22 protein-coding genes and 1 pseudogene are annotated in these 24,767 nt (G+C 46.0%); 9 read left to right on the forward strand and 14 right to left on the reverse strand.

The genetic code is table 11. The annotated features are described in order from the left end of the window. Window positions 1-135: 135 nt before the first annotated feature. The 4 genes from FIU99_RS09240 to FIU99_RS09255 all read right to left on the reverse strand — a co-directional run bounded on the left by FIU99_RS09240 (window position 136) and on the right by FIU99_RS09255 (window position 5,867). On the reverse strand, window positions 136-1,161 hold the full coding sequence (locus FIU99_RS09240) for a lipocalin-like domain-containing protein (protein ID WP_006962513.1): 1,026 nt from the start codon (window positions 1,159-1,161) through the stop codon (window positions 136-138). A 100-nt stretch (window positions 1,162-1,261) separates the two neighbouring features. Continuing rightward, a complete protein-coding gene (locus tag FIU99_RS09245; RefSeq protein WP_152472210.1) occupies window positions 1,262-3,715 on the reverse strand; it encodes an FtsX-like permease family protein in 2,454 nt (817 codons plus the stop codon). Further along, window positions 3,696-4,367 carry an ABC transporter ATP-binding protein gene (locus FIU99_RS09250; RefSeq protein WP_006962515.1) on the reverse strand — a complete coding sequence of 224 codons (672 nt, stop codon included), beginning with the start codon at window positions 4,365-4,367 and terminating at the stop codon, window positions 3,696-3,698. The genes FIU99_RS09245 and FIU99_RS09250 overlap by 20 nt, the downstream gene beginning before the upstream one ends. Before the next feature lie 123 nt (window positions 4,368-4,490). After that, window positions 4,491-5,867, reverse strand: a complete 1,377-nt coding sequence (locus FIU99_RS09255) for an MATE family efflux transporter (protein WP_039952497.1) — start codon at window positions 5,865-5,867, stop codon at window positions 4,491-4,493. A gap of 103 nt (window positions 5,868-5,970) precedes the next feature. Between FIU99_RS09255 and FIU99_RS27750 the strand changes: the two are divergent. The 3 genes and pseudogenes from FIU99_RS27750 to FIU99_RS27760 form a co-directional block, all read left to right on the forward strand. Beyond that, window positions 5,971-6,600 (forward strand): annotated as a pseudogene (locus FIU99_RS27750) (NAD(P)H-binding protein); the annotation flags it as partial. Between the two features lie 115 nt (window positions 6,601-6,715). Further along, window positions 6,716-6,766: a hypothetical protein gene (locus FIU99_RS27755; protein ID WP_353056631.1), complete on the forward strand. Its 51-nt coding sequence runs from the start codon at window positions 6,716-6,718 to the stop codon at window positions 6,764-6,766. Between the two features lie 71 nt (window positions 6,767-6,837). Beyond that, window positions 6,838-7,404: a DUF2867 domain-containing protein gene (locus FIU99_RS27760; RefSeq protein WP_353056630.1), complete on the forward strand. Its 567-nt coding sequence runs from the start codon at window positions 6,838-6,840 to the stop codon at window positions 7,402-7,404. 35 nt (window positions 7,405-7,439) lie between these two features. On the opposite strand, the gene FIU99_RS09265 is transcribed toward FIU99_RS27760, so the two are convergent. The 3 genes from FIU99_RS09265 to rsuA all read right to left on the reverse strand — a co-directional run bounded on the left by FIU99_RS09265 (window position 7,440) and on the right by rsuA (window position 10,165). Next, complete coding sequence (locus tag FIU99_RS09265; RefSeq protein WP_006962518.1) at window positions 7,440-8,099, reverse strand: DUF2913 family protein; 660 nt, start codon at window positions 8,097-8,099, stop codon at window positions 7,440-7,442. After that, entirely contained in the window at window positions 8,099-9,304 is a 1,206-nt protein-coding gene (locus tag FIU99_RS09270) for a Bcr/CflA family multidrug efflux MFS transporter (RefSeq protein WP_006962519.1), read from the reverse strand. The genes FIU99_RS09265 and FIU99_RS09270 overlap by 1 nt, the downstream gene beginning before the upstream one ends. 159 nt (window positions 9,305-9,463) lie before the next feature. Next, window positions 9,464-10,165: a 16S rRNA pseudouridine(516) synthase RsuA gene (rsuA, locus tag FIU99_RS09275; protein ID WP_152472212.1), complete on the reverse strand. Its 702-nt coding sequence runs from the start codon at window positions 10,163-10,165 to the stop codon at window positions 9,464-9,466. 73 nt (window positions 10,166-10,238) lie between these two features. Here rsuA and FIU99_RS09280 point away from each other — a divergent pair, with 73 nt between their 5' ends. The 6 genes from FIU99_RS09280 to FIU99_RS09310 all read left to right on the forward strand — a co-directional run bounded on the left by FIU99_RS09280 (window position 10,239) and on the right by FIU99_RS09310 (window position 16,643). After that, a complete protein-coding gene (locus tag FIU99_RS09280; RefSeq protein ID WP_152472213.1) occupies window positions 10,239-11,978 on the forward strand; it encodes a DEAD/DEAH box helicase in 1,740 nt (579 codons plus the stop codon). A 354-nt stretch (window positions 11,979-12,332) separates the two neighbouring features. Next, window positions 12,333-12,731 (forward strand): PepSY domain-containing protein, encoded by a 399-nt coding sequence (locus FIU99_RS09290; protein ID WP_019275441.1) that lies wholly within the window; start codon window positions 12,333-12,335, stop codon window positions 12,729-12,731. Window positions 12,732-12,743: 12 nt separating this feature from the next. After that, window positions 12,744-13,403, forward strand: coding sequence for a response regulator transcription factor (locus FIU99_RS09295; RefSeq protein WP_021456799.1), 660 nt, complete (start codon window positions 12,744-12,746; stop codon window positions 13,401-13,403). Beyond that, window positions 13,393-14,736: an ATP-binding protein gene (locus tag FIU99_RS09300; protein WP_152472214.1), complete on the forward strand. Its 1,344-nt coding sequence runs from the start codon at window positions 13,393-13,395 to the stop codon at window positions 14,734-14,736. The genes FIU99_RS09295 and FIU99_RS09300 overlap by 11 nt, the downstream gene beginning before the upstream one ends. 260 nt (window positions 14,737-14,996) lie before the next feature. After that, window positions 14,997-15,740, forward strand: a complete 744-nt coding sequence (locus tag FIU99_RS09305) for a YdiY family protein (RefSeq protein WP_251768288.1) — start codon at window positions 14,997-14,999, stop codon at window positions 15,738-15,740. Between the two features lie 99 nt (window positions 15,741-15,839). Continuing rightward, window positions 15,840-16,643: an N-acetylmuramoyl-L-alanine amidase-like domain-containing protein gene (locus FIU99_RS09310; RefSeq protein ID WP_095572697.1), complete on the forward strand. Its 804-nt coding sequence runs from the start codon at window positions 15,840-15,842 to the stop codon at window positions 16,641-16,643. A gap of 51 nt (window positions 16,644-16,694) precedes the next feature. Here FIU99_RS09310 and FIU99_RS09315 read toward each other — a convergent pair whose 3' ends face one another. The 7 genes from FIU99_RS09315 to FIU99_RS09345 all read right to left on the reverse strand — a co-directional run bounded on the left by FIU99_RS09315 (window position 16,695) and on the right by FIU99_RS09345 (window position 24,767). Continuing rightward, on the reverse strand, window positions 16,695-17,147 hold the full coding sequence (locus FIU99_RS09315; protein ID WP_006962528.1) for a hypothetical protein: 453 nt from the start codon (window positions 17,145-17,147) through the stop codon (window positions 16,695-16,697). Further along, entirely contained in the window at window positions 17,140-17,829 is a 690-nt protein-coding gene (locus FIU99_RS09320) for a winged helix-turn-helix domain-containing protein (RefSeq protein WP_099607272.1), read from the reverse strand. Before FIU99_RS09320 ends, FIU99_RS09315 begins: the two co-directional genes overlap by 8 nt. 3 nt (window positions 17,830-17,832) lie before the next feature. After that, complete coding sequence (locus tag FIU99_RS09325) at window positions 17,833-20,901, reverse strand: efflux RND transporter permease subunit (protein ID WP_019275448.1); 3,069 nt, start codon at window positions 20,899-20,901, stop codon at window positions 17,833-17,835. Then, on the reverse strand, window positions 20,888-22,090 hold the full coding sequence (locus tag FIU99_RS09330) for an efflux RND transporter periplasmic adaptor subunit (RefSeq protein ID WP_152472215.1): 1,203 nt from the start codon (window positions 22,088-22,090) through the stop codon (window positions 20,888-20,890). The genes FIU99_RS09325 and FIU99_RS09330 overlap by 14 nt, the downstream gene beginning before the upstream one ends. 191 nt (window positions 22,091-22,281) lie before the next feature. Beyond that, a complete protein-coding gene (locus FIU99_RS09335) occupies window positions 22,282-22,731 on the reverse strand; it encodes a hypothetical protein (protein ID WP_006962532.1) in 450 nt (149 codons plus the stop codon). Next, window positions 22,724-23,383 (reverse strand): winged helix-turn-helix domain-containing protein, encoded by a 660-nt coding sequence (locus tag FIU99_RS09340; protein WP_152472216.1) that lies wholly within the window; start codon window positions 23,381-23,383, stop codon window positions 22,724-22,726. Before FIU99_RS09340 ends, FIU99_RS09335 begins: the two co-directional genes overlap by 8 nt. Window positions 23,384-23,492: 109 nt before the next feature. Beyond that, complete coding sequence (locus FIU99_RS09345; RefSeq protein ID WP_152472217.1) at window positions 23,493-24,767, reverse strand: LssY C-terminal domain-containing protein; 1,275 nt, start codon at window positions 24,765-24,767, stop codon at window positions 23,493-23,495.

A 24,767-nucleotide genomic window follows, 5' to 3' on the forward strand; every position in this document is an offset into this window, starting at 1 on the left:
TATAAAAATTCTAATGCAACGTTTATTCCTTACGTAAGTATAGGTAAATTCAGAGAATTACCAACACAAACAAAAACGCAGTTTCTCATTAAATGAGAAACTGCGTTTTTAGTCACTTAGCACCGCTTTTTTAATTTAGTAACCTGTCAACTGCATGAAACCTTTCGCTTGATGGCTACCCGAAGTTTGAACAGGCCCTTCCCAATACGGAACAACAAATGGCAACCAAAGCTCCTGGTTAAGCACTTGAGTTGTAAGGTTAATATCGTACTCAGGGATTTTGATATCCCATTGCAACGGGATATGTTTGCCATTATTGAACAACGTAGATTCATGGGGTTCAATCGACATATCCTCGGCTGACAGTTTCACTGCCTTACCATCTTTACGGGACAAGGTACCAAACAGATATGGCAACTGTTGGGCATGCCGATAGCGACTGATGGAGAGTGTGGTCTCATTATCTAGATGGAGTACAAACCAGTCCCAGCCCTTTTGGCCCTCTGCCATCAATCCACTGCCCCATTCTTTACTCATCCAAGCTTCCCCCTCGACAGGAATCAACTTGCGCGAACCCAGTTGAAGCATCCCTTTCACTTTCAGAAACGGATTGGTGAGGTTATAGGAAGCAATTGGCAGTAAATCGTGTTTTTCGACGTACCCTTTGTCGCCCGGTAATACATAAGGGCCGTGAGCCATAGTTTGAAGCTGGACATTAAAGCTATCGCTTGCAGCACTTAGTTGCCCTGGGAATGGCGTTTTGCCAAGCGAACGCCAAAACCAGTTATCAATCCAAATACGAAACGGTCGATTCGTCATACCTGCCTGACCGATTCCACCTCTCGCGAGCCGCTGTTCTTTCCAGACCTCATCTTTATTGGAGACCACCACGTGAGAGATATAGAGTTGAGGGCTTTGCCATCCAATTCCGTCTCTATCATCCATTGAGACTCGAAAGTAGCTCCATTGGATACCATATTCTTCACCATTTTGATCTTTCACATTCGCGAAGAAATGCCACCACTCATGCTGATATTCATTATGGAATCGAAAATCCACTGGAATCTTAACCGGGTTATTGGGCAGGACGGGTTCAAACACCTGAGTCGGCTCTGACTGCATCACGTGATTCACCGAGCTGTTTTTCGCCGTCTGAGGCATAACGTAGTATCTGAGATAAGCAGCCCAAACGAGCACACCTACTACTATGAGCAATAGCAAAGCTCTCACAAGGGTTTTCGCTTGAATGGACTTCCTCATTTTACAATGCGTCCCTTAGTGATTTCATTGGTGTGTTTCGAATCATCCTCAATACTGGCAAAGCACCAGCCAGCATCAGCGAGCCCATCGCCATCAAACTGGTGTGAAGATATTCTTCAGGGATTAACTGAAGCTCAAGTGTCCATCCGAAAGACTGCTTAATGACGATATCAACCACTAAATTAGCCAGAGCCAAGCCAAGCGGTAACGCAATTAGAATCGATATTGCCCCGAAGACAAACAGTTGTAGACCACCCATAACAACCAATTCTTTACCAGACATCCCTAGGCAACGCAGCAACGAGACATGACGTTGACGTGATACCTCACCAGCGACCGTGGCAAAGAAAATACCAAATACTGCGATGATCAAGGTGATATTGCCGAGTGTATCGGCTATTGAGAAGGTCCGGTCAAACACCCTCATCGCCTGCTTATGAATATGGCTATTGTCGAAAATCCTTTCCGAATTCAAACGGAACACCGACTCCATTCGCCTTTTAAGACCAACAGAATTAACGCCATCTTTCAATACAGCGCCTAAAGCAACCGTACCTCCGCCAGCGAAGGCATACAGCCAATTACGGTGTGAAAGCAGAACTTGATTATAGGGGTTACCATAATCGTAGTAGACACCAACCACCTGCCAGCCTTTACCAAGCTTGCCAGATAAATCGATAGAGTCGCCCGGGCGAATACTTAGTTTCAGTGCCATCGATTCACTGATCATCACACCTTTAGAGTGATGTAAGTGATACCAGTAGTTAGGAATGCCCAGCTTGACAGTTAAGGAGTCCAACTCCCCTTCTGAGGCACCTGTACTGACAACCTGAAGAACTCCTTTATTAGAGTTAACCTCTTTTTCCCAACGCCACCAAACAGAATCGACTTCAGGCTGCTTAGACAACCAACCACTCATGCGAGCCGCTGCACTATTATTCGGGTAAATGTACAAATCAGCGGCTAAACGTTGGCTCAGCCATTTGTCGGTTGTATCACGGAAGCTACCAACCATGGTTTCAACACCAATGTTGGCTGCCATTGCCAACATAAACGCCATGGTCGCTACACCTCGGTAGCTCATGCTGGCTGCCGCGTCAGCGAAGAACCAGCGTGTCTTCACCCATTTAAGCGAATAGGAAAGACTATCGAATACCTTCCAGATTAGGAACGGTGTAAACAACGCGACACTCAGAAGCATCAAAGCGACGATCGCAAAGCCAGATTCCTGTGTTTGCGGCGCCTGATAAATGGCGATTGCTGCCACACACAACGCGCAAGCTAGCAAGGCTTGGATCGTAAACTCAGTGCCCGCAAAACGAACTAAAGATAAACGTGCTGTTAATCGAATCGGCTGTGAACGCAACAAACGTACCAAAGGCCAAGCACAAGCAACAAAAGCACCAATGATCGTCATGTATAGGCTGTATATACTGGATTTCCAGCTCCACGAGATCAACAAGCCAACATTCGCGTCATAAAGGTCGCCCAAACTGGCCGAAACAGCAGGAATAAGCTGATTAGCAAGCAAAATGCCGAGCACGTTACCACACAACCAGCTGATCGTGATCAACACCAAAAGCTCTAAACAGAGTGCCTTAGCCAGTTGCCAACCAGAAACGCCGGTTTGACGCATCGCACCGACTAACGGCTGCCTTTGAGTCAACGAAAGTGACATCGCTTGGTAGAAGATAAATAGACCAACGAGAAACGCCAGCATCCCCATAGCGCTTAAGTTCATGTGGAAGGCTTGCGTCAGTGATTCAAGCTCAGCACGTGAATTACGCATAATGCTCATGCCGTTGGGTAAGTACTCTTTGAGACGTGCTAGTTTTTCCGGAGGCATTTCACCGCAGGCAATGACTGAAATTCCGGAACTACGCTCTAACATTCTAAGCAATGAAATATCGGCGATAATCCGAGTACCGTTCAATCGGTCTTGGGTATCAACAACAATCGGCCCTAATTTACTGCCATCACTGAGCGGGATAAAGTCATTGTCCTGCCATTTCATATGTGCGGCGAGATCGGAACTGACCAAAATCGGATATGGGCTGTTCATTAATTGCAGAGAAGAGAAATCTTTCAGAATCGTCGCGGGCCTGAATTGCAACATAGCCACGGGATCAACACCAACTAGCATCAGATCCGTCCCATTGGCCATGTTTACTCGTAGGCTTTCAAATGGTGCGCACTGGTTGAACCCATCGCGACGGAGTTGGACATAGAAGCCCTGAGGGATCTTATTGGTGATGTGTTTAGGGCGAATACGGTAAGGAAGAGGATTAGAAAAAAGTTTTTCACCGTGTTCGTAGCTTTGCCTCGCATGATCGTTAATAGAGGTCACACCCACTAAAAGTGACACACCTAACGTAAGACCGAGCCAGACAAGAAGGATTTGAAAAGGGTAGCGTCTGTAATGGCCGAGTAGTGCTTTAACTACGGGCCATAACATGAAGCTGCCCTCCTTGAAGACGCACTCGACCTTCCATGTGTTCCGCTACCCGCTCACTGTGTGTCACCAGTAATAATGTACACTCTAGCTGGCGAGTCAACGTAGTAAGAAGGCGCATCACTGCTTCGGCATTTCGCTCATCAAGGCTGCCGGTTGGTTCATCGGCAAGGAGGATTTTGGGCTCCATGTAAAGCGCACGGGCGATAGCTGCTCGTTGCTGCTGGCCACCTGAGACTTCTTCAGGGTAACGACCCAGCAATGGCATTAGATCTAATGCAGAGAGGATTTGACGCCACAGTCCCTTGTCTTCAGGGAGCCCCTTAAGCTGGCGACAAAAACGAATATTATCAGCGACGTTGAGTGTTGGAAGTAAGTTAAATTGCTGAAAGATAAGGCCAATGTTGTTACGACGATATGCAGTACGTTTGGTTTCGGCAATTTCATGCATAGAGAAATTCGGAAACCAAATTTCGCCAGAATCGACAGTATCCAACCCCGCGATCAAATTCAGTAACGTACTCTTTCCTGAACCACTTTCACCCATCAGAGCGACTTGCTCACCTTGTTCTAATGACAACTCAGCACCTTGCAAGACAGGGTGAAATTCACCACCATCTACATAGCCTTTACATAGGTCTGTTAGCTGAAGCATTAAAAGTCTCGCAATCGTTCAAAATTGGACTGTGAATCTACACTAAAACCACGCTGGGAGGAAGTATTTTGGATACTAGATCACAAGATATGCATCTAAACACACCTCCTGGACGATTCATGTCTAATTTTCGATCAAATTTTTCATCCAACGCTGTGTTTTCATCCTATAAAGCGAACCGCCCCATTTAATGACTTCCTCGGTCAAAAATAGTAGGAAAACCCACTCAGGCTCCCATCCTAGGCCAATGGCCGCGAACGCGGCGAGCGGTATACCAATCAGCCACTGAGCAATCAAGTCTTGATAGAGGCAGAACTTCACATCACCGCCAGCTCTTAGTACACCGACGATCACCATCATAGGAATTGAGCGTAAAATAATGCCAAAGCACAGAATAACCATGAACTTCTCAGCCAAAGCACGAGTCTCATCAGTCAATGCACTAAAAGCATCAAGAACAAGTCCCTGACATAAGTACAAAATCAGAGCGACAACAATGCCTACAATCAAGCTCAGTATGGTCATGCCAATCGCCTGATAATAGACTGCCTCATAATTCTTGGCGCCAATCTGGTTACCCACTAGCACAGCAGCGGCATTGGACATTCCGATCAACAGTGCCAAAGCGATCGATTCAACCGGCGACATGACCGACAGCGCAGCCAATCCCTGAACTCCGGACTGCCCCATGATCGCGTGATAGGCAAACAACCCACCAGCCCAAGCGAGAAAGTTAAACGTGGTGGGTAAAGAAAGTTTCAAAAAACGTACAACCCTTTTCCATTGGATTACCGCTTTAAGATCTTTAGCTCCGAAAGCCAGCAAGTGATTTTTTGCGTAGATGTAGCCAAATAGTGTTGCAACTTCAATCGCTCCACTTAGCACTGTGGCGATTGCGGCACCTTTGATCCCCATCGCGGGAAAACCCAGCTTACCGAAGATAAGTACCCAGTTAAGAAAAATATTGGACACAATACCAATACCACTAAAAAAGGTACTGATACCGGGTTTGTGCATCGAGCGGAGACCAACAGACATGCTGGCAACGCACGCGACAGCAAACATTGTCACTGCTGTAATCACCAAGTACTGACTACCTAACTGATTGACTTCCTGAGATTCAGTGGTCAGAGCCATAATTTCACTTGGAAACAAAACAAAAATCGCTACGGTAAACACAGCAAAAATCATTGATACCAACCAAGTCAGGGCAGTACTTTCTTTGACGCCCTGACGGTCAGCTGCACCCCAATATTGGGCTGTAAGCAGCGCTCCGCCTGTCGTCACGCCTACCAGCATAATCGTTGTAACAAAGGTTGCTCTGGCCGCAACGCCCACTGCTGCAATTTCTGCTTCACCTAATTGGCCAAGCATTAACACGTCCACTAAACCACGACTAGAGAACATGATACTTTGCAACGTAATAGGTAAAGCGATAGCGATCATTCGTCGCAAAAACTCACCGCGCGTATGGAATAGAATCTGTGAGACCGTGCTCAATTACTCACCTCAAACGACAACACTATGATAGGAAGGGAAAAAATATACCGTTTATTATATGATCAGCCTTGCGCATAAACCATATTATTAATAAGGGGTCGAGATGAAAAAAGTGCTAGTACTGGGCGCATCCGGCTATGTAGGTTCGCAATTGCTGCTTCAACTGTGTAGCAAAGGCTATCAGGTAACGGCAGCAGCTCGGCAAATCGAGTATTTGAAAGCCCGAGTCACCCCCCACCCTAACCTTGAATTGATTTATCTCGATCTCGCTGACCAAGAGACAACACAGCGCATTGTTCCAGAATATGAAGTCGTCTATTTCTTGGTTCACGGAATGGCGCACGGCCATGACTTCCTTGAGTATGAAATATCCCTTGCTGAAAACTTCAAATCGGCATTAAAGAACAGTCATACTAAACACGTCATCTATCTCAGCGCAATTCAACCTCAGACTGGCAATTCAGAACACCTTAAAGCACGCCGAATGACGGGCGACATTATTCGCAAAGCGGGAATACCCGTCACTGAACTACGGGCGGGGGTCATCATAGGCCCCGGCTCAGCGGCTTTTGAGATAATGAGAGACTTTGTCTACAACATGCCTCTACTCGTCACTCCGAAATGGGTAGACTCGAAAGCCAACCCTATCGCGCTGGAAAACCTCAACCACTATTTGTTGTCGCTTATTGAGGAATCCCCTACCAGTCATGCTCTATACGAAGTGGGAGGACCGGATACTCTCAGTTATCGTGAGCAATTCGAAACCATCAGCACTGTAATTCGAAAGCCCATCAAGCTCTGGTCAACATCATTACTGACGCCTCAACTCGCATCGCGCTGGCTGGGTATTGTTACTTCTGTTCCTTCCAGTATTGGGGCTGCTCTGCTATCTGGCTTAGAGCACGATTTTATTGCCAACTCCGACGACATTCGCCAACGCTACCCTCAAGCACTTGTCAGCTACGAACAAATGGTCAGAAAAAGCATCGACGAAGAAGGTCATTTTGTTCGCAGCGAAGTTTGGGGGTTCGACCCTGCAGCTCTAAAGCGCTGGCAAGCTGGCTATGGCTATTACCCAAAACAAACAGGTGCAAGTATAGAAACAGATTTAAGTTCAGAACAACTGTGGGAAATAGTCAAACAAATTGGTAGTAGAAAAGAGGGCTACTTCTTCGCCAACCTGATGTGGCGAACACGGGAGTGGCTCGATCTGTTTTTTGGCGGAGGGCGACCTAAGCGGCGCTCTCCTCCCGGGCCAGAGTTGCAAGTGGGCGATTATATTGACTCTTGGAAAGTGATTCGCTGCGAAAAAGAACAATTTCTGTCCCTGCTGTTTGGTATGAAAGGCCCTGGCCTAGGCCGCTTGGAATTTTCATTGGAAGACTTGGGCAGCAAGAGCAAACTTACTGTCAAAGCCTGGTGGCATCCGCAAGGGTTAAGAGGCTTACTATACTGGTTCGCGATGATGCCTGCACATCTATTTATCTTTAAAGGCATGGTGAAAGCCATTGTCCGAAAAGCAAAAGAGCTTCCATAATGGAAGCTCTTTTCAAATAAAATAAACACTGCAAGCTAAACTTGATATCCGATTGGAATCTCAGCTAAATGATTTCCTTGGTTGCCTGGATAAACCAGATATTCCCCATGGTACTTAACGTTTGATTTGTAGTCGGTAATCTTATGTAGCATGAATCCTGCGGCTGATGCTTTTTCAACAAACTGCGCGTGGTTACCACGAACAAACCAACTCATAGGTTTAATAAGAGTTTCCCCGTCAAAACAGTCGTCACATTGGTTGGTACATAGTGCGAAAGAGTTTGGGCCTTCAGTAAAAATCTGAACTTTACCGCAGTTAAGAAGCGGCTCTGACGTTGACACTTCCCAACCACCTTCTTCCATCTGGTCGAGAAATGCATTAATTTCACTGTCTTTAATCACTCGCTCCGCTTCCCCTTGAGGGAAAAACTCAGCGTAGAACTTAGAAATACGCTGGAATGTGAACATCAACCCGGCTTCGTTACCTTTCGAGCGCCCCGCTTTTTGCCAACGAATGAGATCATCAACCACACAGCGATGAAAACGCTGTGACTTGAGAGCACGGGTTACCCAACGCACCAGATAATGATTGTTTGCCACAGGTGCATCCACGGCTTTACCTGATTTATGATCGGCGGCCAATTCTTCTAGAGCAGTATTGACCAAGTTTTGTATTTCAACAGTGTACTGAGACATTACGCCTTTCTTCCAAATATCCAGTAAAATGCGGCGGACAGAATTGAACACGCCGTCATAACAGTAATCATTGGCCAAGTCGCCCCATCAGGCAACATAGCGACGACAACGCCAATCACAGAACCCGTGCCAAAACGCAGCGTTCCTGCCAGAGAAGAAGCCGTACCTGCCATCGCTGGGTATCCACTGAGCAATAAGCCCATGGTGTTACTACCAATTGTCGACAAGGTACCAATGAAAAGGACCACGAAAGGTACAGTGCCCCACAGCCCTAGGTCAAGCATCCAACCAACAAATAACCCTAATCCAGCGACAAGTTGAACCAACAGAGCAAATCTGAGCATGGCATGGGAGCCGACCTTCTTCACCAGACGGCCATTAATCATGGTCATAATGATCATCGCGACGATGTTTAACGCAAACAAATAACCAAAGTGATTCGGCTGTACACCATAAATATCAATGTAGACGAACGAACCTGCGGTCAGAAAGGCAAACATACCAGCAAAAGAAAATGCGCCAGATAAAATCAAGCCCATAGCGACTGAATTCTTACACAGGCGGAAATAGTTACGTATCGTCGTACCAAAGCGAAGGGGCTGTTTGTTCTCTTCGCTCAACGTTTCTGGAATTTTCCAGAAAACCAAAGCGATCACCACCGCAGCAAACGCGGCCAGAATCCAGAAAATCGCGCGCCAGCCAAACCAAACTGCAATATAGCCCCCAATCATAGGAGCTATCAAAGGAGCAATCGTAATAACTAAGGTCACAAACGACATTGCGCGAGAAAAATCCTCTCGATCAAACATATCGCGAACCACAGCCTGAATGATGACAGCCGCTGCTGCGCCCGCAAAACCTTGAGCTGTGCGTACCCAAGTCAACGCCTCAATGCCGGTCGTAGTTGCGCTGACGACGGAAGCAAGACCAAAAAACAAAACGCCTAAGATCAGAACGGGCCTACGGCCATAACTGTCAGCGAGTGGACCATGGATCAACTGACCAATGGCAAAACCTGCGGTATACGCGGTTAAGGTAATTTGCACTGCCCCGTCTGCAACACCCAGATCACGGGCGATGGTCGGCATCGCTGGCAAGTACATGTCGATGGCTAGTGGCGTCAATGCGCCGATGGCACCCAGAACAAGAAAAAGAAGAAAAGTGATTTGGGGTGCTTTGGTTTGCTCTAATGCAGTATCAGACATAAATCTCCTACTCGGTTGCGTTAGATATGCAGCTTCCGTGCTGCAACCAAACAGAAAAGAGAGACTCGCATCCACGAGTCTGTAGCCGATCTATATTGAGCGATATCTCTATAAAAGACTAGTTCCTAATTGGAACTAAACTATTTCCAATTTAGATGATTAGTTCCAGACTGATTCAATTTCTTCTTGCGTCAAGTAGCGGTATTCACCCGGTTCCAGCTCATCATCCAGAATGATATTGCCGATACGTTCACGGTGTAGGTGCTCCACCTTGTTACCCAGTGCGGCAAACATGCGTTTCACCTGATGGTATTTCCCTTCCGTTATGGTCAGCAGTACTTCTTTTTCTTCTTCATCAACGATTTCCAGTTTCGCTGGCAAAGTGGCCGCCTTTTCATTACGAAGCTCGATGCCCTGTTCAAACTGTGCCACGTAATCAGCCCCAATCGAGTCAACCAGCCAAACGCGGTAAGTCTTTTCGCATTTGTGCTTTGGCGAAGTAATGCGGTGTGACCACTGACCATCATCGGTGATCAACACTAAACCCGTGGTATCGACATCTAAGCGCCCTGCAAAATGAAGATCTTCCATCTTCACTTCGTCGAGTAACATAAAGGCTGTTTGATTAAATCCATCTTCATGCGAACAGACAAAACCATCTGGTTTGAACAGCATGATGTAACGAGGACCTGGCTTTTGGATCTCACGTCCTTGCCATTCGACAATACAATCGTCCGTCACTTTCACCGCACCACTTTTCTGGACGATATCGTTGACGGTGACGTCACCACTTTTAATGATTTTTGTTGCTTCTTTACGTGTCGCACCCAGTGCATCACACAAGTATTTATCTAAACGCATGAATACCTCATCTCAATCAGGTGAGGTATTATAGAGCCACTAGACTAAATAGTTGAGCTATTTCACACAATTTATGTATACACTCCGACCTTACCAAGCCGACTCGGTGAAAGCCGTTATTCACTATTTCCGTAAACACTCCAGCCCAGCCGTCCTTGTGCTACCAACTGGAGCAGGAAAAAGTCTGGTTATTGCTGAACTCGCCAGACTGGCTAAAGGTCGTGTATTGGTCATGGCGCACGTCAAAGAGCTGGTTGAACAAAACCACGCTAAATACGAAGGGTACGATCTCAAAGGGGCAATCTACTCTGCGGGTTTAGGCCGTAAAGAAACCGACCAACAAGTGGTGTTTGCGTCAGTGCAGTCTGTGGTCAGGAATCTCGATGATTTCAAAAACCAATTCTCGCTACTCGTGATTGACGAGTGCCACCGCGTTCCGGATAACAAAAACACTAGCTACCAGAAAGTGATTTCTCATCTTCGAGAGCTGAATCCAGGCATCAAAGTGCTCGGCTTAACCGCCACGCCTTATCGGCTTGGCATGGGTTGGATTTACCAATATCACACGCGCGGCCTAGTCAGAACAGAGGAACCAAGATTCTTTCGAGACTGCATTTTCGAGCTACCTATTCGTTACTTGCTTGATGAAAAGTTCCTCACCCCAGCTCGCATGATGGACGCCCCCGTACTGAGCTACGACTTCTCACAGCTCAAACCCGCAACCACAGGTCGCTATAAAGAGGCGGAGCTGGACATGGTGATTGACAGGGCCAGACGGGCGACGCCTCAAATTGTCGAGCAAATCATTCATCTTGCTAAAGACAAACAAGGCATCATGGTTTTCGCCGCAACGGTTAGACATGCTCAAGAAATTTATGGTTTGCTCCCAGAAGGTCAAACTGCTCTTGTGATTGGCGACACCCCAACACCTGAACGCGACACTATCATCCAAGATTTTAAAGACCGTAAAATTAAGTACTTGGTTAATGTCTCTGTGTTAACCACAGGATTTGATGCCCCTCATGTCGACCTGATAGCAATTTTGCGACCAACAGAATCAATCAGCTTGTATCAACAGATCGTTGGACGAGGGCTGCGTCTTTCTCCGGGCAAAGAAGAGTGTCTGGTATTGGATTATGCAGGTAACAGCTACGATCTCTATCAGCCTGAAGTGGGTGATGCCAAACCTGACTCCGACAGCGAAATCATTACCATCCCCTGCCCGGCTTGTGGCTTCAACAACAACTTCTGGGGAAAGCTGGATAACAATGGCTTCTTAATTGAGCATTACGGTCGAAAATGTCAGGGCTTTTTCGAAGACGAAGAGACTGGTGAACGAGAGCATTGTAATTATCGTTTCCGCGCCAAATACTGCGGGGAATGCGGCGCAGACAATGACATTGCTGCGCGAATTTGTCACGAATGCGATGCGACCTTAGTGGATCCTGACAAGAAGCTTAAAGAGGCGTTAAACTTAAAAGACGCCTTGGTATTCGAGTGCCTGTCGATGGATTTGAGTGTTCACAAAGATGACAAAGGCAAAAGCAGCCTCAAGGTCTCTTATGTGGGGGAAAATCAAGCTCAGGTGCACGAATTCTGGTCTTTAACGACCAAGAAACAGAAGCAGACATTCAAAGATATGTTTGTTCGGCCTCATCTCGCTGACAAACATCGTCCGTTTGACGATGCTTCTCCGACCAAGGTGGTCAATAATCAGCATCGTTTCAGACCGCCACAATTTGTGATCGCGCGTAAAGCTGGGCGATTCTGGAAAATGCGTGACAAAATTTTTGAGGATGAGCTAACCAACTAGGGTCTGTTGACCTTTTGCAGTTAAATTTTGTTCGAGATAAAAGCGTTTTAGTCGCGGCGAAAGGTTTGTCGCCTAGTGACCTAAGCAAAACACCTCTCAACAAAGAGTAAAACGCTTTTAGCCGAACCCTCTGGGCAGCGTTTGTGGTTCCTTTCTACTGCGTTATCGGCTTATCAGGTAGGGCAACTACATTTCAAATCCTCTGCCTTGTATAAAGAACCCACAAACTGCTGCAAAAATCAGCTCAAAAGGTCAACAGACCCTAAGCACTCTATCAGCTCACTCTTAATATTCACTTTGTATTCAGAAAAGATTCATTATACTGAGTCATAGAATTTCCGAGAAGGTAACGCTATGTTTCATAAGCAGTTAATTTGCTCCCTTGCTGTCACGTTTTGTATGGTGCTTGCTTACCCTACCTACGCTGACAGACACGATGATAAAGATGGCCATGCTCTGGTACAGGATGTCCATAAAGCAGGGACAGAAATTGAATTTGAAGAAGATCAGGACGAGGTATACGACGCTGTTCGTAAAGGCTATATTCGCCCATTCTCCGATCTTTACGCTGCGGTGGAACAAGACCTTCACGGACGCATTATCAAAGTCGAACTTGAAGAAGACGATGATATTTGGATTTACGAACTAAAGTTAAATTACAACAACAACATCATCAAAGTTGAGTACAACGCCAAAACGCTGGAAATGATGCTCATCAAAGGTCGCAATTTCAAACAAGCCCTTAAGAATTAGAAGAAGAACGCCATGAAAATACTTGTAGTGGAAGATGAACCTCGCCTTGGGGAACAAATCATAGAAGCCCTTGAACAGAATGGTTGGGTACCAGAACTGTCAGCAGATGGCATTGATGCACTCTATCGTGCGACGTCCGAAGAATGGGATGCTATTGTACTCGACCTTGGCCTGCCAAAGCTTGATGGTTTGACCGTCCTAAAAGGTATCCGAGATGAGAACATCAATACGCCCGTCATTATTCTCAGTGCACGTGATACCTTAACTCAGAGGGTTGAAGGTCTTAACGCAGGTGCAGACGACTACCAGACCAAACCGTTCGAAATGGTTGAACTGATCGCTCGAATTCGCGCCCAGCTTCGCCGCGCATCAGGTAACGCCTCTCCTGTGATGCAAGTGGGAAGCCTAAGCTTAGACACCCGCTCTTCTAAAGTCATGTGGCAAGGCCAAGCAATTGACCTAACCGCACTAGAATATAAAGTCGTTGCTTACTTCATGCATAACCCAGAAAAGGTAATCTCGCGAACCGAGTTGGTAGAACACATCTACAAACAAGACTTTGACCGCGACTCCAACACCATCGAAGTATTTATCGGGCGTATACGCAAGAAAATCGCACCTAAAGTGATTAAAACTGTTCGAGGACTGGGATACCAGCTTAATGCCGAATAAAAAAGCGCATTTACTTAAAAAGCTCAGCCTTAAAAGCCGCCTCGTTCTGGCGGCGGTTGTTTGGCTGACCGCGATGATCATCGCCGCCGGTGTCATGGTCCCTTCTCAGGTTTATATCTACATGGAAGATGATGCCAAGGCACAATTGGCAACTTACATGGACGAGATTGCAGCGACAATTGAAGCGGATGAAAAAGGCAATGTGACCATCGGCACTCCCCTTTCCGACCCGCGCTTCAACCGCCCCTACAGTGGCTTATACTGGTCCGCCAAAACGGATAAAGATTTACTACGTTCTCGCTCTCTCTGGGACAAAGCACTGACCGAAAAAGGCGATCACGATCTGCTGGGGGCACGGGATGAGAAGCTCATCTATATCGAATCGACACTCTATTACCCTGATTACGATGGCCCTATCGAAGTCACTATTGGTATTGACGAGCAACCGATAGAAGACACTGTTCGCAGCTTAATGGGCCAACTTTGGGTCATACTTGCACTACTTTACCTTGGCGTCCTGACACTCATTGTTATTCAGGTACAGTGGTCTCTGAGCCCATTGACCAAGATGCACAAAGAGCTCTCTCAACTTCGTTCAGGTAAGAAGACCCAGCTCGAAGAAGATTATCCACGCGAAGTCGCGCCTGTCGTGTCGGATTTGAATGCTCTTGTGTTCCACTATCAGGAGCTGTTAGAACGTGCTCGTCACCATGCGGGTAATTTGTCTCATGCGCTAAAGACCCCTCTTTCAGTATTAAAGAATGAAGTTGCCAACCAAGACCAACAAACCAAGCAGCAACTGCAACCTTCGCTCGACCAAATTCAAAGCCAGATAGATTATCACTTAGGCCGCGCCCGAATGGCGGGTTCTAAGAACATCCTTTCTGTGAAATCCTGCCCGTCTGAGCGCGTTGATGCAATCTCAATGGCTTTCGATAAAGTCTATGCAGAGCGTGATATCACACTGATCAACGAGCTCGACTCTGACTTGGTCACTGCAGTCGAAGAAACTGACCTTGACGAAATGGTCGGCAATATTCTGGAAAATGCTTATAAATGGTCAGACAGCATCATCCGCGTTCATGCTACTGCCAATAGCGAAGACGCCGAAACCATCGACATCATCATTGAAGATGACGGCCAAGGTATCCCCGAGGAGAAACTCAAACAGGTTATTAAACGTGGCGTACGCTTAGATGAGACGACCCCAGGAACAGGTTTAGGCTTGAATATCGTCAGCGAAATGGCCCACAGTTATCGCGGTAAGTTAACGTTAGATCGCAGTTCGATGGGCGGACTAAAAGCCATTCTATCGATGAAAACCACTCACTAACAAACTCTCAACAAAACACTACCACACGAAGCAGGCATTTTTACCTGCTTTTCTATTTTCAATTCCAGCTAAAGCGATTCATTAAACTTCATTCAATCTTCTTGACTCAGTAACAATACTGTCCAGAACACCAACGAACTTCCTTTGACAACATTTGAGAAGGCTAAAACTAAGTCAATCATGATTTATGATGATTCAGTTAACATTTGCGGACATGTAAACATAATGAGCAAACATTGTACAAAGTCCGCTTTATTCAAATGAAAACAAAATCAATGATTGCTCTGGCTGTTGCTCTGGCTACGAGTGCAGCACACGCAGAGGAAGAAGAGACACTTCCTCAAGACCCTTTTTCGGCTCAGACAAAATTGGGCTTTATCTACACCGAAAACACTAGTTCATCGCTGTCTTACAATACCGCGTTGATTTTAGGCTATAGCAAAGACCAATGGGAACACAAAGGTGGTTTTGAAAGCTACTATACGGACGCCGACAACGCCGACGATGGTGCCAACCGCTACACTATTAATGCAGGGTCAACCTATGACTATAATGAAACCAGCTTCTTAAGAGCTGCTACCCGTTTTGAGAACGACCTATACGGCACATATCGCAAACAATGGGTTTTAATGAGTGGCCTCGGTTTCTATTTACATAATACCGATACAGCCAAACTGTCTGTGTCACTCGGTCCGGGTTACCGAATTTCTGAACGTCAACCAACCGATAGTGAATTCCCCTCCTTACGCAACTACGAAGTCATCGCAACCTCAACATTGGATGGATCTGTATCGTTTTCAGAAACATTTTCTGTCGGTGCAGTTATGGACGTAGCACACGGTGAAGAGAATACTCACTACAACACCAAAGCATACGTAAAGAACATCCTGATGGGCAGTTTGGCGCTGGTTTTCGATGTGGAATACATCTACAACACCACCGTCGCTGACGATCAATCTAATGATGAAATCTACTCGACGATGAGTCTTAGTTACGATTTTTAAGGTTATTTCATTTATTAATTAGCTTTGCGGTCAGGTAGGTTTGAGTTAGGAAACAACGTCAAAACTCATAAAAGCAAGAGGCTAAACAAGGATGATTGTATGAAAAAAGCCCTCGTAGTGTTGTCAATTACTGCCACCACCATTGCCGGTGGCAGCCTTTTCTCCAGTTACTTGCGAATGGAGAAGGACAAACTCGTAGATGAACAAGAGATTCTGACAACGATTCAGAACGACAACCAACTCAGCACACCTGATCGCATCGTTCAAACCTCCGGTATGTTTATCGGAGTCGACTATGAAGCAAATACACTTACTTCCATCAATTCAGATAAAGAAGTGCTGGTTAAAAACTTCAACCACGTCGATTGCTTTACTCTGCTCGACTACGTTACTTCCCTCGCCTTTTCAGACTCCTTCGGCCAGTTCGATAAGAATCTTAAGCTAGCGCGTTACTTATACGGTAACGTAGACTTTCTCATGCGCCGTCATTTCTTTTCTGATTGGTTGGAAAACAGCCCATTTAATGTTCAAGACATTACGCTTGATCTTGATAGTCGAGCGGTCACGACCGTTAAGCATATTAATCAAAAAACACCTGAAGGTGAACGTTGGATCCCTTCTGTTCCGATTAAAGACAAGAACATCAGTTTTATCCCACGAGAATTTGTCGATGATTCTTTAATTAAAGAACTGAAAAGCGGTGATTTAATCGGTATATACAGCCATAAACGCGGATTAGACGTCTCTCATACAGGTATCTTTGTCGAAAATGGTGACAAACCCATTTTCCGCCATGCCTCCTCTATCGAAGGTAAAGTCGTCGACACGCCAATGCTGGAATATTTGAAAAGCAAACCCGGTATCATCGTTTATCGGTTCTCCACCAGCACTTCTTCAAGTTAAAAAAACGGCAACTTAACAAGTTGCCGTTTTTTGTCTGCGATTAACGCCGATTTAGTATGTCATATGCAATATGACTTTATGCCCCACAAGTGCCGCATTGTTTTCACCCAACTTGGCCACTTTCATGTGACCGTCAAAGGAACCAGGTCTGACGAACAGTTGCTCGATAATACCCTTACGTAACGGTTCTATATCTAGCGGTTGATGTTCTTCCATCGCAAAAAACACACCATCACTATCAAGCTCGTATCGGCCTGAACCGGTATATCCAACACGACTTTTAGGCAATACCGCGTAAACGTCGTAGCTGCTGTTCTCTTTAAGAGTCAGTTCAATTCTCATTGGTAGCGTGGTAGCAAAATCATCATCCGGATCAGTGGATGACACATGTGCTACCGTGTGGCTGATCATATGACGGTTAAGCTGGTTGTCATCAATGTACGAAACCGCAGCCCCGACAGCAACGCCCGCAATAAGCGGAACAATGGCTAATAACTTATTCACAACTGATGACTCCACTATTTGAACTGAAACTCAAAGAGCGACCTTGGCCGTCCACTAATAACGTTAGTTCGCCAAAATCGTATAAAGTCGAGTTCTGGTAATGCACCTTAGCTCCGTTGTTTTCCGGCGTAAACCAGCAAGAGGCAAACTCTTGCTGCTCAAAAGATGCATAAGCCAATGGTGAGCTCGAATTTTCGATGATTGAGTAGCTGGCGACTGCGCCGAAAACAAACAATCCAGTTGCAATAAGCTGGGAGCGGTACTTCACCAAACGACTGCGTAGCGTCTCTTTGGGTTCCTGAGGGACAGGTATTTCCACCACCTCAGGAATGACTGCTTCAACTTGCTCAACTTCGTTTGCTGGCTGATAGGCATCGACCCGACCCACAAATTCATAGCCAGTACCACGAACCGTGCGGATGATTTCACCAGCGCGATCTTCCAGCGCTCGGCGACAGTTGGAGATACAGTGCAATAAACTACTGCTCTCTACTACGATGCCACGCTTTAGCCACACTTCATGCATCAATTCGTGCTTTGTCAGTGTTTCACCAGTGCGCTCGATCATATAGTTCAGTAGCGCAATCTCATTGATTCCTATCGGATGACGAACATTACTTCCCTGACTGTGAATATAACCTTGCTCAACATCGAGAATATGGCTTTCATTAATCAGTAACATGTTTTACCCCTCAACAAGCTGCTTACGCAATACGCTTTTTTCGCGAAGCTTTGCTACCGCAACATAAGCCATTGGTACAAAGAACAGCGAGAAGAAAGTACCAATCGTCAAACCGCCGACCAGAACCAGACCAATGTTTACTCGACCTAACGAACCCGGACCTTCTGCCAGAGCAAGAGGTAGTGAACCGATGATCATCGTCAGAGACGTCATCAGGATAGGACGTAGACGAGAGCGTGCACTCATCAACGCCGCTTCCATCACTTCCACACCTTCCTTACGCTTAAGATTGGCAAATTCCACCATCAGGATGCCGTGCTTGGTCACCAAACCAACCAGAGTCAGCAAACCAATCTTAGAGTACAAGTTCAGGCTTTGACCAAAGACGCTTAACGTCAGTATCGCACCTACCAGACACAGAGGAACGGTGATCAGAATAACCAATGGGTCTACAAAGCTCTCAAACTGAGCAGCAAGGATCAGGAAGATAAAGATCAGCGCCAGACCAAACAGCATCTGCATACCCGCTGATGACTCGTTAAGCTCTTTAATCACGCCATCGTATTCGTAGCTTTGCCCCGCTTTCAGTAACTCAGGAAGCTTCTCATCGAGGAATGCTTGAACATCATCCGCACTGTAACCTGGTACCAAGTCTGCAGTAATCTCTGCAGCGTCTTTACCGCCATAGGTTTTAATATTTGATTCTGCCGTCACAGGCTTAATCGATACGAACTGAGACAGTGGCAACCTTTGACCAGATTCAGAGCTAACGTATAACTTATCTAGAACTTTAAAGTCACCTAACGCTTGGCGGTTTACCTGTACCTGAATTGGGTAGGTAAATCCGTCATCTGCTTGCAGATCGGCAGCCTTCACAGAGCCTAAGAAAGTAGAGATTGCATTGGTTACATTACCGTAATCAACGCCCGACAATACAATCGCATTGCGGTCAATCGACATATCAAATCGTAGCTGGTCACGGTGCGTTGAGTTATCAACGTTCGATAGACCTGGGTAATCCTCAAGTAACTCAACGACTTTCGCTGCAGTATCAGACAGCTCGTCTAGGTCACGGTTAACGGTGGTCACTTGAAGAATCAGATTATCTGCCACATCAAGGTTGTCAGCAGAACGTACAGAGAAAGACGTTGTATACGCCGAGATAGTTTCCTTCGCTTTAGCAATCATCTCATTGATGATTTCATCGGCGCTCTTATTACGTTCTTCCCATGGCTTCAACAACACGTGATTAGTCGGTGCAGTTTCAATGTAAGCAAGATTAGCTTCAATCTCTTTGTTACCTTCAAACACTGCGTTGATTTGGTCAGCGTTATCCAAGTCGTATAGACGACCAGCACCAGCAGGGCCATGAGAAGTCACTTCAATGAAACCAGTATCTTCTGTAGGCAAAAGAACTTTTGGCATAAACCATACAGCAACAACAGACAAAATAGTCAGCACTGCAGTACCCGCTAAAACCTGACGTGGACGCTTGAACCATGCATTCAGGTACACCATATACTTGTCAGTCATGGCGTTCAGTTTGGTTTCTACCCACTGGAACCACTTTGGTGACGTTGTCACTGATTTCAGCATGTAGGCACTCATCATCGGAGACAGAGTTAATGCTACGAATCCTGAGATGATGACTGATGCTGCTAGCGTAAAGGCAAACTGTTGGAACAGATCCGCCGTCAAACCTGACATCAAACCAATCGGCAAGTACACCACAGCCAGCGTTAAGGTCATTGCGATGACAGGGAAAACAATCTCTTTACAGCTCTTAAGTGCTGCTTCAAATGGTGAAAGACCTTCTTCAATATGTCGGTAGCAGTTTTCCACCACAACGATAGCATCATCAACCACCAGACCAATCGCAAGAATAATAGCCAAAATAGTCAACACGTTGATGCTAAAGCCTAGCATTGCCATTACACCAAACACGCCGATCACACAGACAGGAATGGTTATCAGAGGAATCGCTGCAACGCGCAGTGAACCTAAGAACAAAACTACAATTGCCGATACCAGAACAATCGCTTCAACCAACGTCATAAACCCTTGGTCAATTGCTTCTTCGATAAAGTCAGCCTGATTGTAGACCATCTTCATCTCAACATTGTCCGGTACTTCCATGGTTTCCATGGCCGCTTTTACGCGGTTCGCAACCGTAACCGGGTTCTCAGATTTAAGTGGTAACACCTGAAGAGACATCGCCATATCGCCATCAACATGAAGCATGCTTGGCTCAAGGCTCTCCTCACCCATTTGAACGTCAGCCACATCATTAACACGAACGATGTTGCCATTATCGACACGGATAACGAGGTCACGCACATCTTCAATAGACGTTACCTGATTGACAGGGTTGATTGAGAAGTCACGAACTTCACCTTTAATCGTACCTGCAGTAAACGTCGCATTGTAAGTGCTCAGCGTACCTACTACGTCAGAAGCACTGACATTCAGAGCCGCCATACGCTCAGGTTGCAACCAAACACGAATAGCACGGTTGGAACCACCATATGGCCCCCACACACCACCAACACCCAGTACGTTTTTGAACTGAGGAGCAATCTGCTGACTGATGAAGTCAAACAGCTCTTGCTTCTCCATCTCACCACGGTTAACGAATGTGATAATGTTACTTGGCATTGCCGTGTCAGAAGAGTCATCCGTTACTGTCGGTTTATCTGTCATCGCTGGCGGGAAGTCAGAGATACCATCCACCTTGCTGCGCAGATTGTTCATCAGGCTTGCGTACTCAACCTCACTGACTCCATCTTCAAATTGGATCTTGAGAGAACAGCTGCCTTCCTGACAATCCGTTGTCATCGTTTTGATCTTATCGAGACCTGTGACTGCCGTGATGAGTTCTTCTGCCACATTTTGTGACATAAACTCAGCACTCGCCCCGGTAATTGAAGCGCTCACTGTAGCCGATGCAGTCTGGCGCTCTGGAAAATATTGAATCGCAAGTTTTTGGTAGGAGACTATCCCCAGTAGCACAATCGCAATGCTCAGCACTGAGGCGAGCACTGGATGTTTAATACATATTTCAGGCAGCTTCATTCGTTACCTCCGCTGGCTTTTCGTTTGCCGGCTCAGCTACCTTTTTTTCTTCTTTTTCTACTTCGGTCGGAAGTTCAGCGGCAGGTTTCTCTGCCTCCGCTTCTTTGACTGGCTGAGCAGGTAAAGTGCGTGACGGCAAAGTCACTGGTGATTTAGTGTTTTGAACAGATACAGGAGACTCGTGATTGAGGTTTTGTCGGCCTGTTACAACAACGGTTTCGCCTAGTTTGAGACCAGATTCAATCGTTACGTAACCATTGTTGGTGTTTTCACCAAGCTCGACTGGACGCTTGATCGCTTTGTTGTCTTCAACGACCCAAACGAAGCGCTGGTCTCCGTCAGCGCCAATAGACGTCTGAGAAACCACAAGATGTGAGTTTGCCTCACCAATTGTTTGAGAAACCTTGGCGAACATGCCCGGCACTAGAGCATTTTCTGGGTTATCAAAATGCGCGTGAATTTCTACACGGCCAGAGCTTTCATCAACAAGTGGAGCGATATAGTTTACCTTGCCAGTGAACGTCTGGTCTTGGTATGCATCGACGGTTAGAGAGACTGCCTGGCCTAACTTCGCTTTACCGACTTCTGACTGGCTAATTGAGTAATGTACTTCAACCGGATCAAGTTTAATCAGGCTAACCAAGGCCGTTGCTGCTTCAACACGACTACCAACAGAATGGGTAAAGTTAGTCAGTTGACCATCAAATGGTGCAACCAACTGGTAGTTCTGCATGTCGGTTTTCTTTTGACGGAAGTCTGCACGCGCAAGATTCGCTTGTTGTTTAAGCTCTTCTACATCCTGAGCAGACATGGAATCTGGTTGTTTCTTTAGCAATGCCAACACACGGTCTAGCTTAGACTCAGCTAATGCCAGTGAGCTCTCTGCTTTATCGAGTTCAGCTTTAGCTTGGTCATCATCAAGTTGAGCAATTAGCTCGCCTTTCTTAACCACATCACCATCGCTGAATTTTAGCGACTTAAGTTTTTCACCAGCACTGAACGTCAGCGCGGCAGAATCTGTTGCTTTAATTTTGCCAACTTCGTTAAGTGAAGCTGCACTTGATTGCTCGGCAACTACTTCGACGGTTACCGGAGTCGCAGGAACTTGATCTTCTGCGATCACGTTAACGGCATAAACGGAGCTAGCAGTGCATAAAATAGACAGCGGCAGAGCCTTAGAATTTTTCATGATTTGTCTCTAATTGATGAAACTTGCCGCTTGTTATACCTAAGATTTTCCTTGCTAAGTTAGGGCTTTGTCAGGTGGATGATATTTAATCATGAACCATTATTAAAAAACCTCAAAACCATGTTTTTAAAAGAAAAAATGCACAAAAAAAGCCAGCATCTAAATGCTGGCTTTTGCACTATTTTTGAACATTATTGTTCGGCAGTGACAAACAGGTAGGAGTATCTTGGTGCAACCAGAATCGTTTGCTCCTTACCGATACGAATGACTTTCAACTCTTCCATTGAATGCATTCCTCGTTGACTGAACATAGTCTCCATAATGTTCAACTTTTTACCCTCTGGCACAACTTGCTCAGCAGAGATTGGCATCAGAGACAAACCATATGAGTCAAAGTCATAATGCCCTGTGGTATTAAACCCAACCAGATTCCCAGTCAAGAAATACAGTTCGTATTGGCCAGAACGTTTCAGGTTCAGTGACGCACGCATTTTAACCAGCTCACTACCTTCTCGCTTGGGTATAACTATTTGCGTATGACTTTCAAAGTTCTGATTCATGGTCGGTGAGTTGACGTAAGCTGCCACTCCACCAATCGCTAAACCCGCTAACACGCTGGTGATCGTCATCGTCTTATTCACAAATCACCTCCACTTCTTCAGGTAGGTAACTGACTGACGTTCCATCCTGATCAACCAAGATCACCTGATTACCGGTCTGGAAAGCACGGACATTAGCCAATGTAACAGGCTCGTCTGTCTGAACCGTGCACCCTAAGTAACGGGTTTCAGTATAGTCAGCTTCAACCCAAGGCGTACGTAGAGTAGAAACAAGCAGATATCCCGCCAAAGCGCTCAGGCTAAACATAACCAGATAGCGTGCATTGCGCTTTTTCAATACCGTTGAAGATACATCGGAGAGAACTTCGATTTCCGCCGAAGAAGATGAAACAGAGTTATCAGCTAAAGCCTCAGGTTCGTAATCTCTGACTTCACCGTTAAATTGATAACCAACACCACGAATCGTACTGATGATTTCGCTGTTTTTATCTTGAAGTGCTTTTCGGCAGCTTGATACGCAGTGCAGCAAGCTGCTCTCTTCAACAATAACGCCTTTTTTATGCCAGACCTGTTCCAAAAGTTCTGATTTAGAGAGGGGCTTATGGGGGTGCTCAATCATGTATTGAAGTAGTGCAACTTCGTTACCACCAAGCATAGTTTTCTGACCGGAATCAGCGTCTTCCACTGAACCAGCAAGCAAGTTGAGAATATGATTATTATTAATTATCAGCATCGTAATAGACTGAATATAGGTACTTTCTATACCTTAACCATATCTTAAAACTTATAAAAAAGAAAAACTCAACCGATTAAGACTGAGTTTTCGTTAGGCTTTTTGTTATCTAGCTTCCAGTCTGAGGGATTATTGTTTCTTGAATGACCAATATCTGACCGTCAGTAAAATAGTCATGTTGGTCATCGATTGCAGTAGGTGCAGATAGCGGCTGAAAGGCGATTGCTTGCTGCGGCAATACCGACTTTACCTGTTGGGCAAGTTTATCCCGCTCTTTATCCACATTTGGATCAATGCTGTGCAGTACAGTGAAAATGCCCGAATAGGCAGTGAATTTTAATCCGTTGTCATAGCTTATTGCACCGAGCCAAATCGTCTGATGACTTTGTGGGTCCACTCCCCCTTTCCACCAGCGAATGTGGCTTCGTTGAACCAAATCTCCGGGAAGCTGGAATGCCAAATTTTGAGGGGTTTGGTTCCAAAATAAATCAGACACTGGCGGAGTCTGGTTATTAATCAAATCTAAATATACGGATGGGTCAATGTCATGACGTGAAAATGTGTGATTCTCAATCCAGCCAAGCTGCAACATTAACTCACGTGGTGAGTCGCCAAAATAGAGCACATTGATAGCCTGTGCATCGAATACCGATGATCTCCCTGGGTACGCTTTGAACTTCAGCGCAGTGGGTGCAATTTTTGGAGCCGGCCCTGCCTGCTCAACAAAGTCATCGGACATATGGAAAAAGTGCGTGTAGTTGGCGTACAGCATCGCACCCAGCAGAAACAACGAGAATTTAGGCAACATTAAACGCCACTTTAAGCGTTTACCAATAAACAGAAAAACAAGACTGGCAGCAACGGCAATGAGGCTGGCTTGGTGCTCAACAATGACGGCTTTGACTTCAGCGATCATTGGAAATTTATCGATGCCATAAGCGAGCAGATAACCCCACATCACAAACTGGCCAACGCCCAGTACCAGCCCAATAGAAGAAAAAACGCTAAATCGCGCCCAGGTAATCTTATTGGTGCCCGCAATAAACGGGACGACCCATGCTACAGGCCCAAGTAAACGAGCAAACGCCAATACCGCGTTACCTCGCTTTGCCATTAGATGGCGACATCGGGCTATTGGGCGCCTGGTCTTAGGCTGCCACTTAACCAATTTTTTCTGAGCAGGCACGCCTACTTTTCGCCCAATGAAATAGCTCGCCTGATCGCCAAGCAAGCCACCAAGCAGTACCGCGAAGACGCCAGTAATAATCCCCTGATGCAACTGATAACCCGCTGCGATAAGGAAAGGCTCTCCCGGCACAAATAGATTGGGGCCTATTAACGCATCCAGTAAGGCCCCAATAAACAGGCTAGCTCCTTCAAACAT

It is taken from the genome of Vibrio sp. THAF64, assembly GCF_009363455.1.
Classification (GTDB): Bacteria; Pseudomonadota; Gammaproteobacteria; order Enterobacterales; family Vibrionaceae; genus Vibrio; species Vibrio coralliilyticus.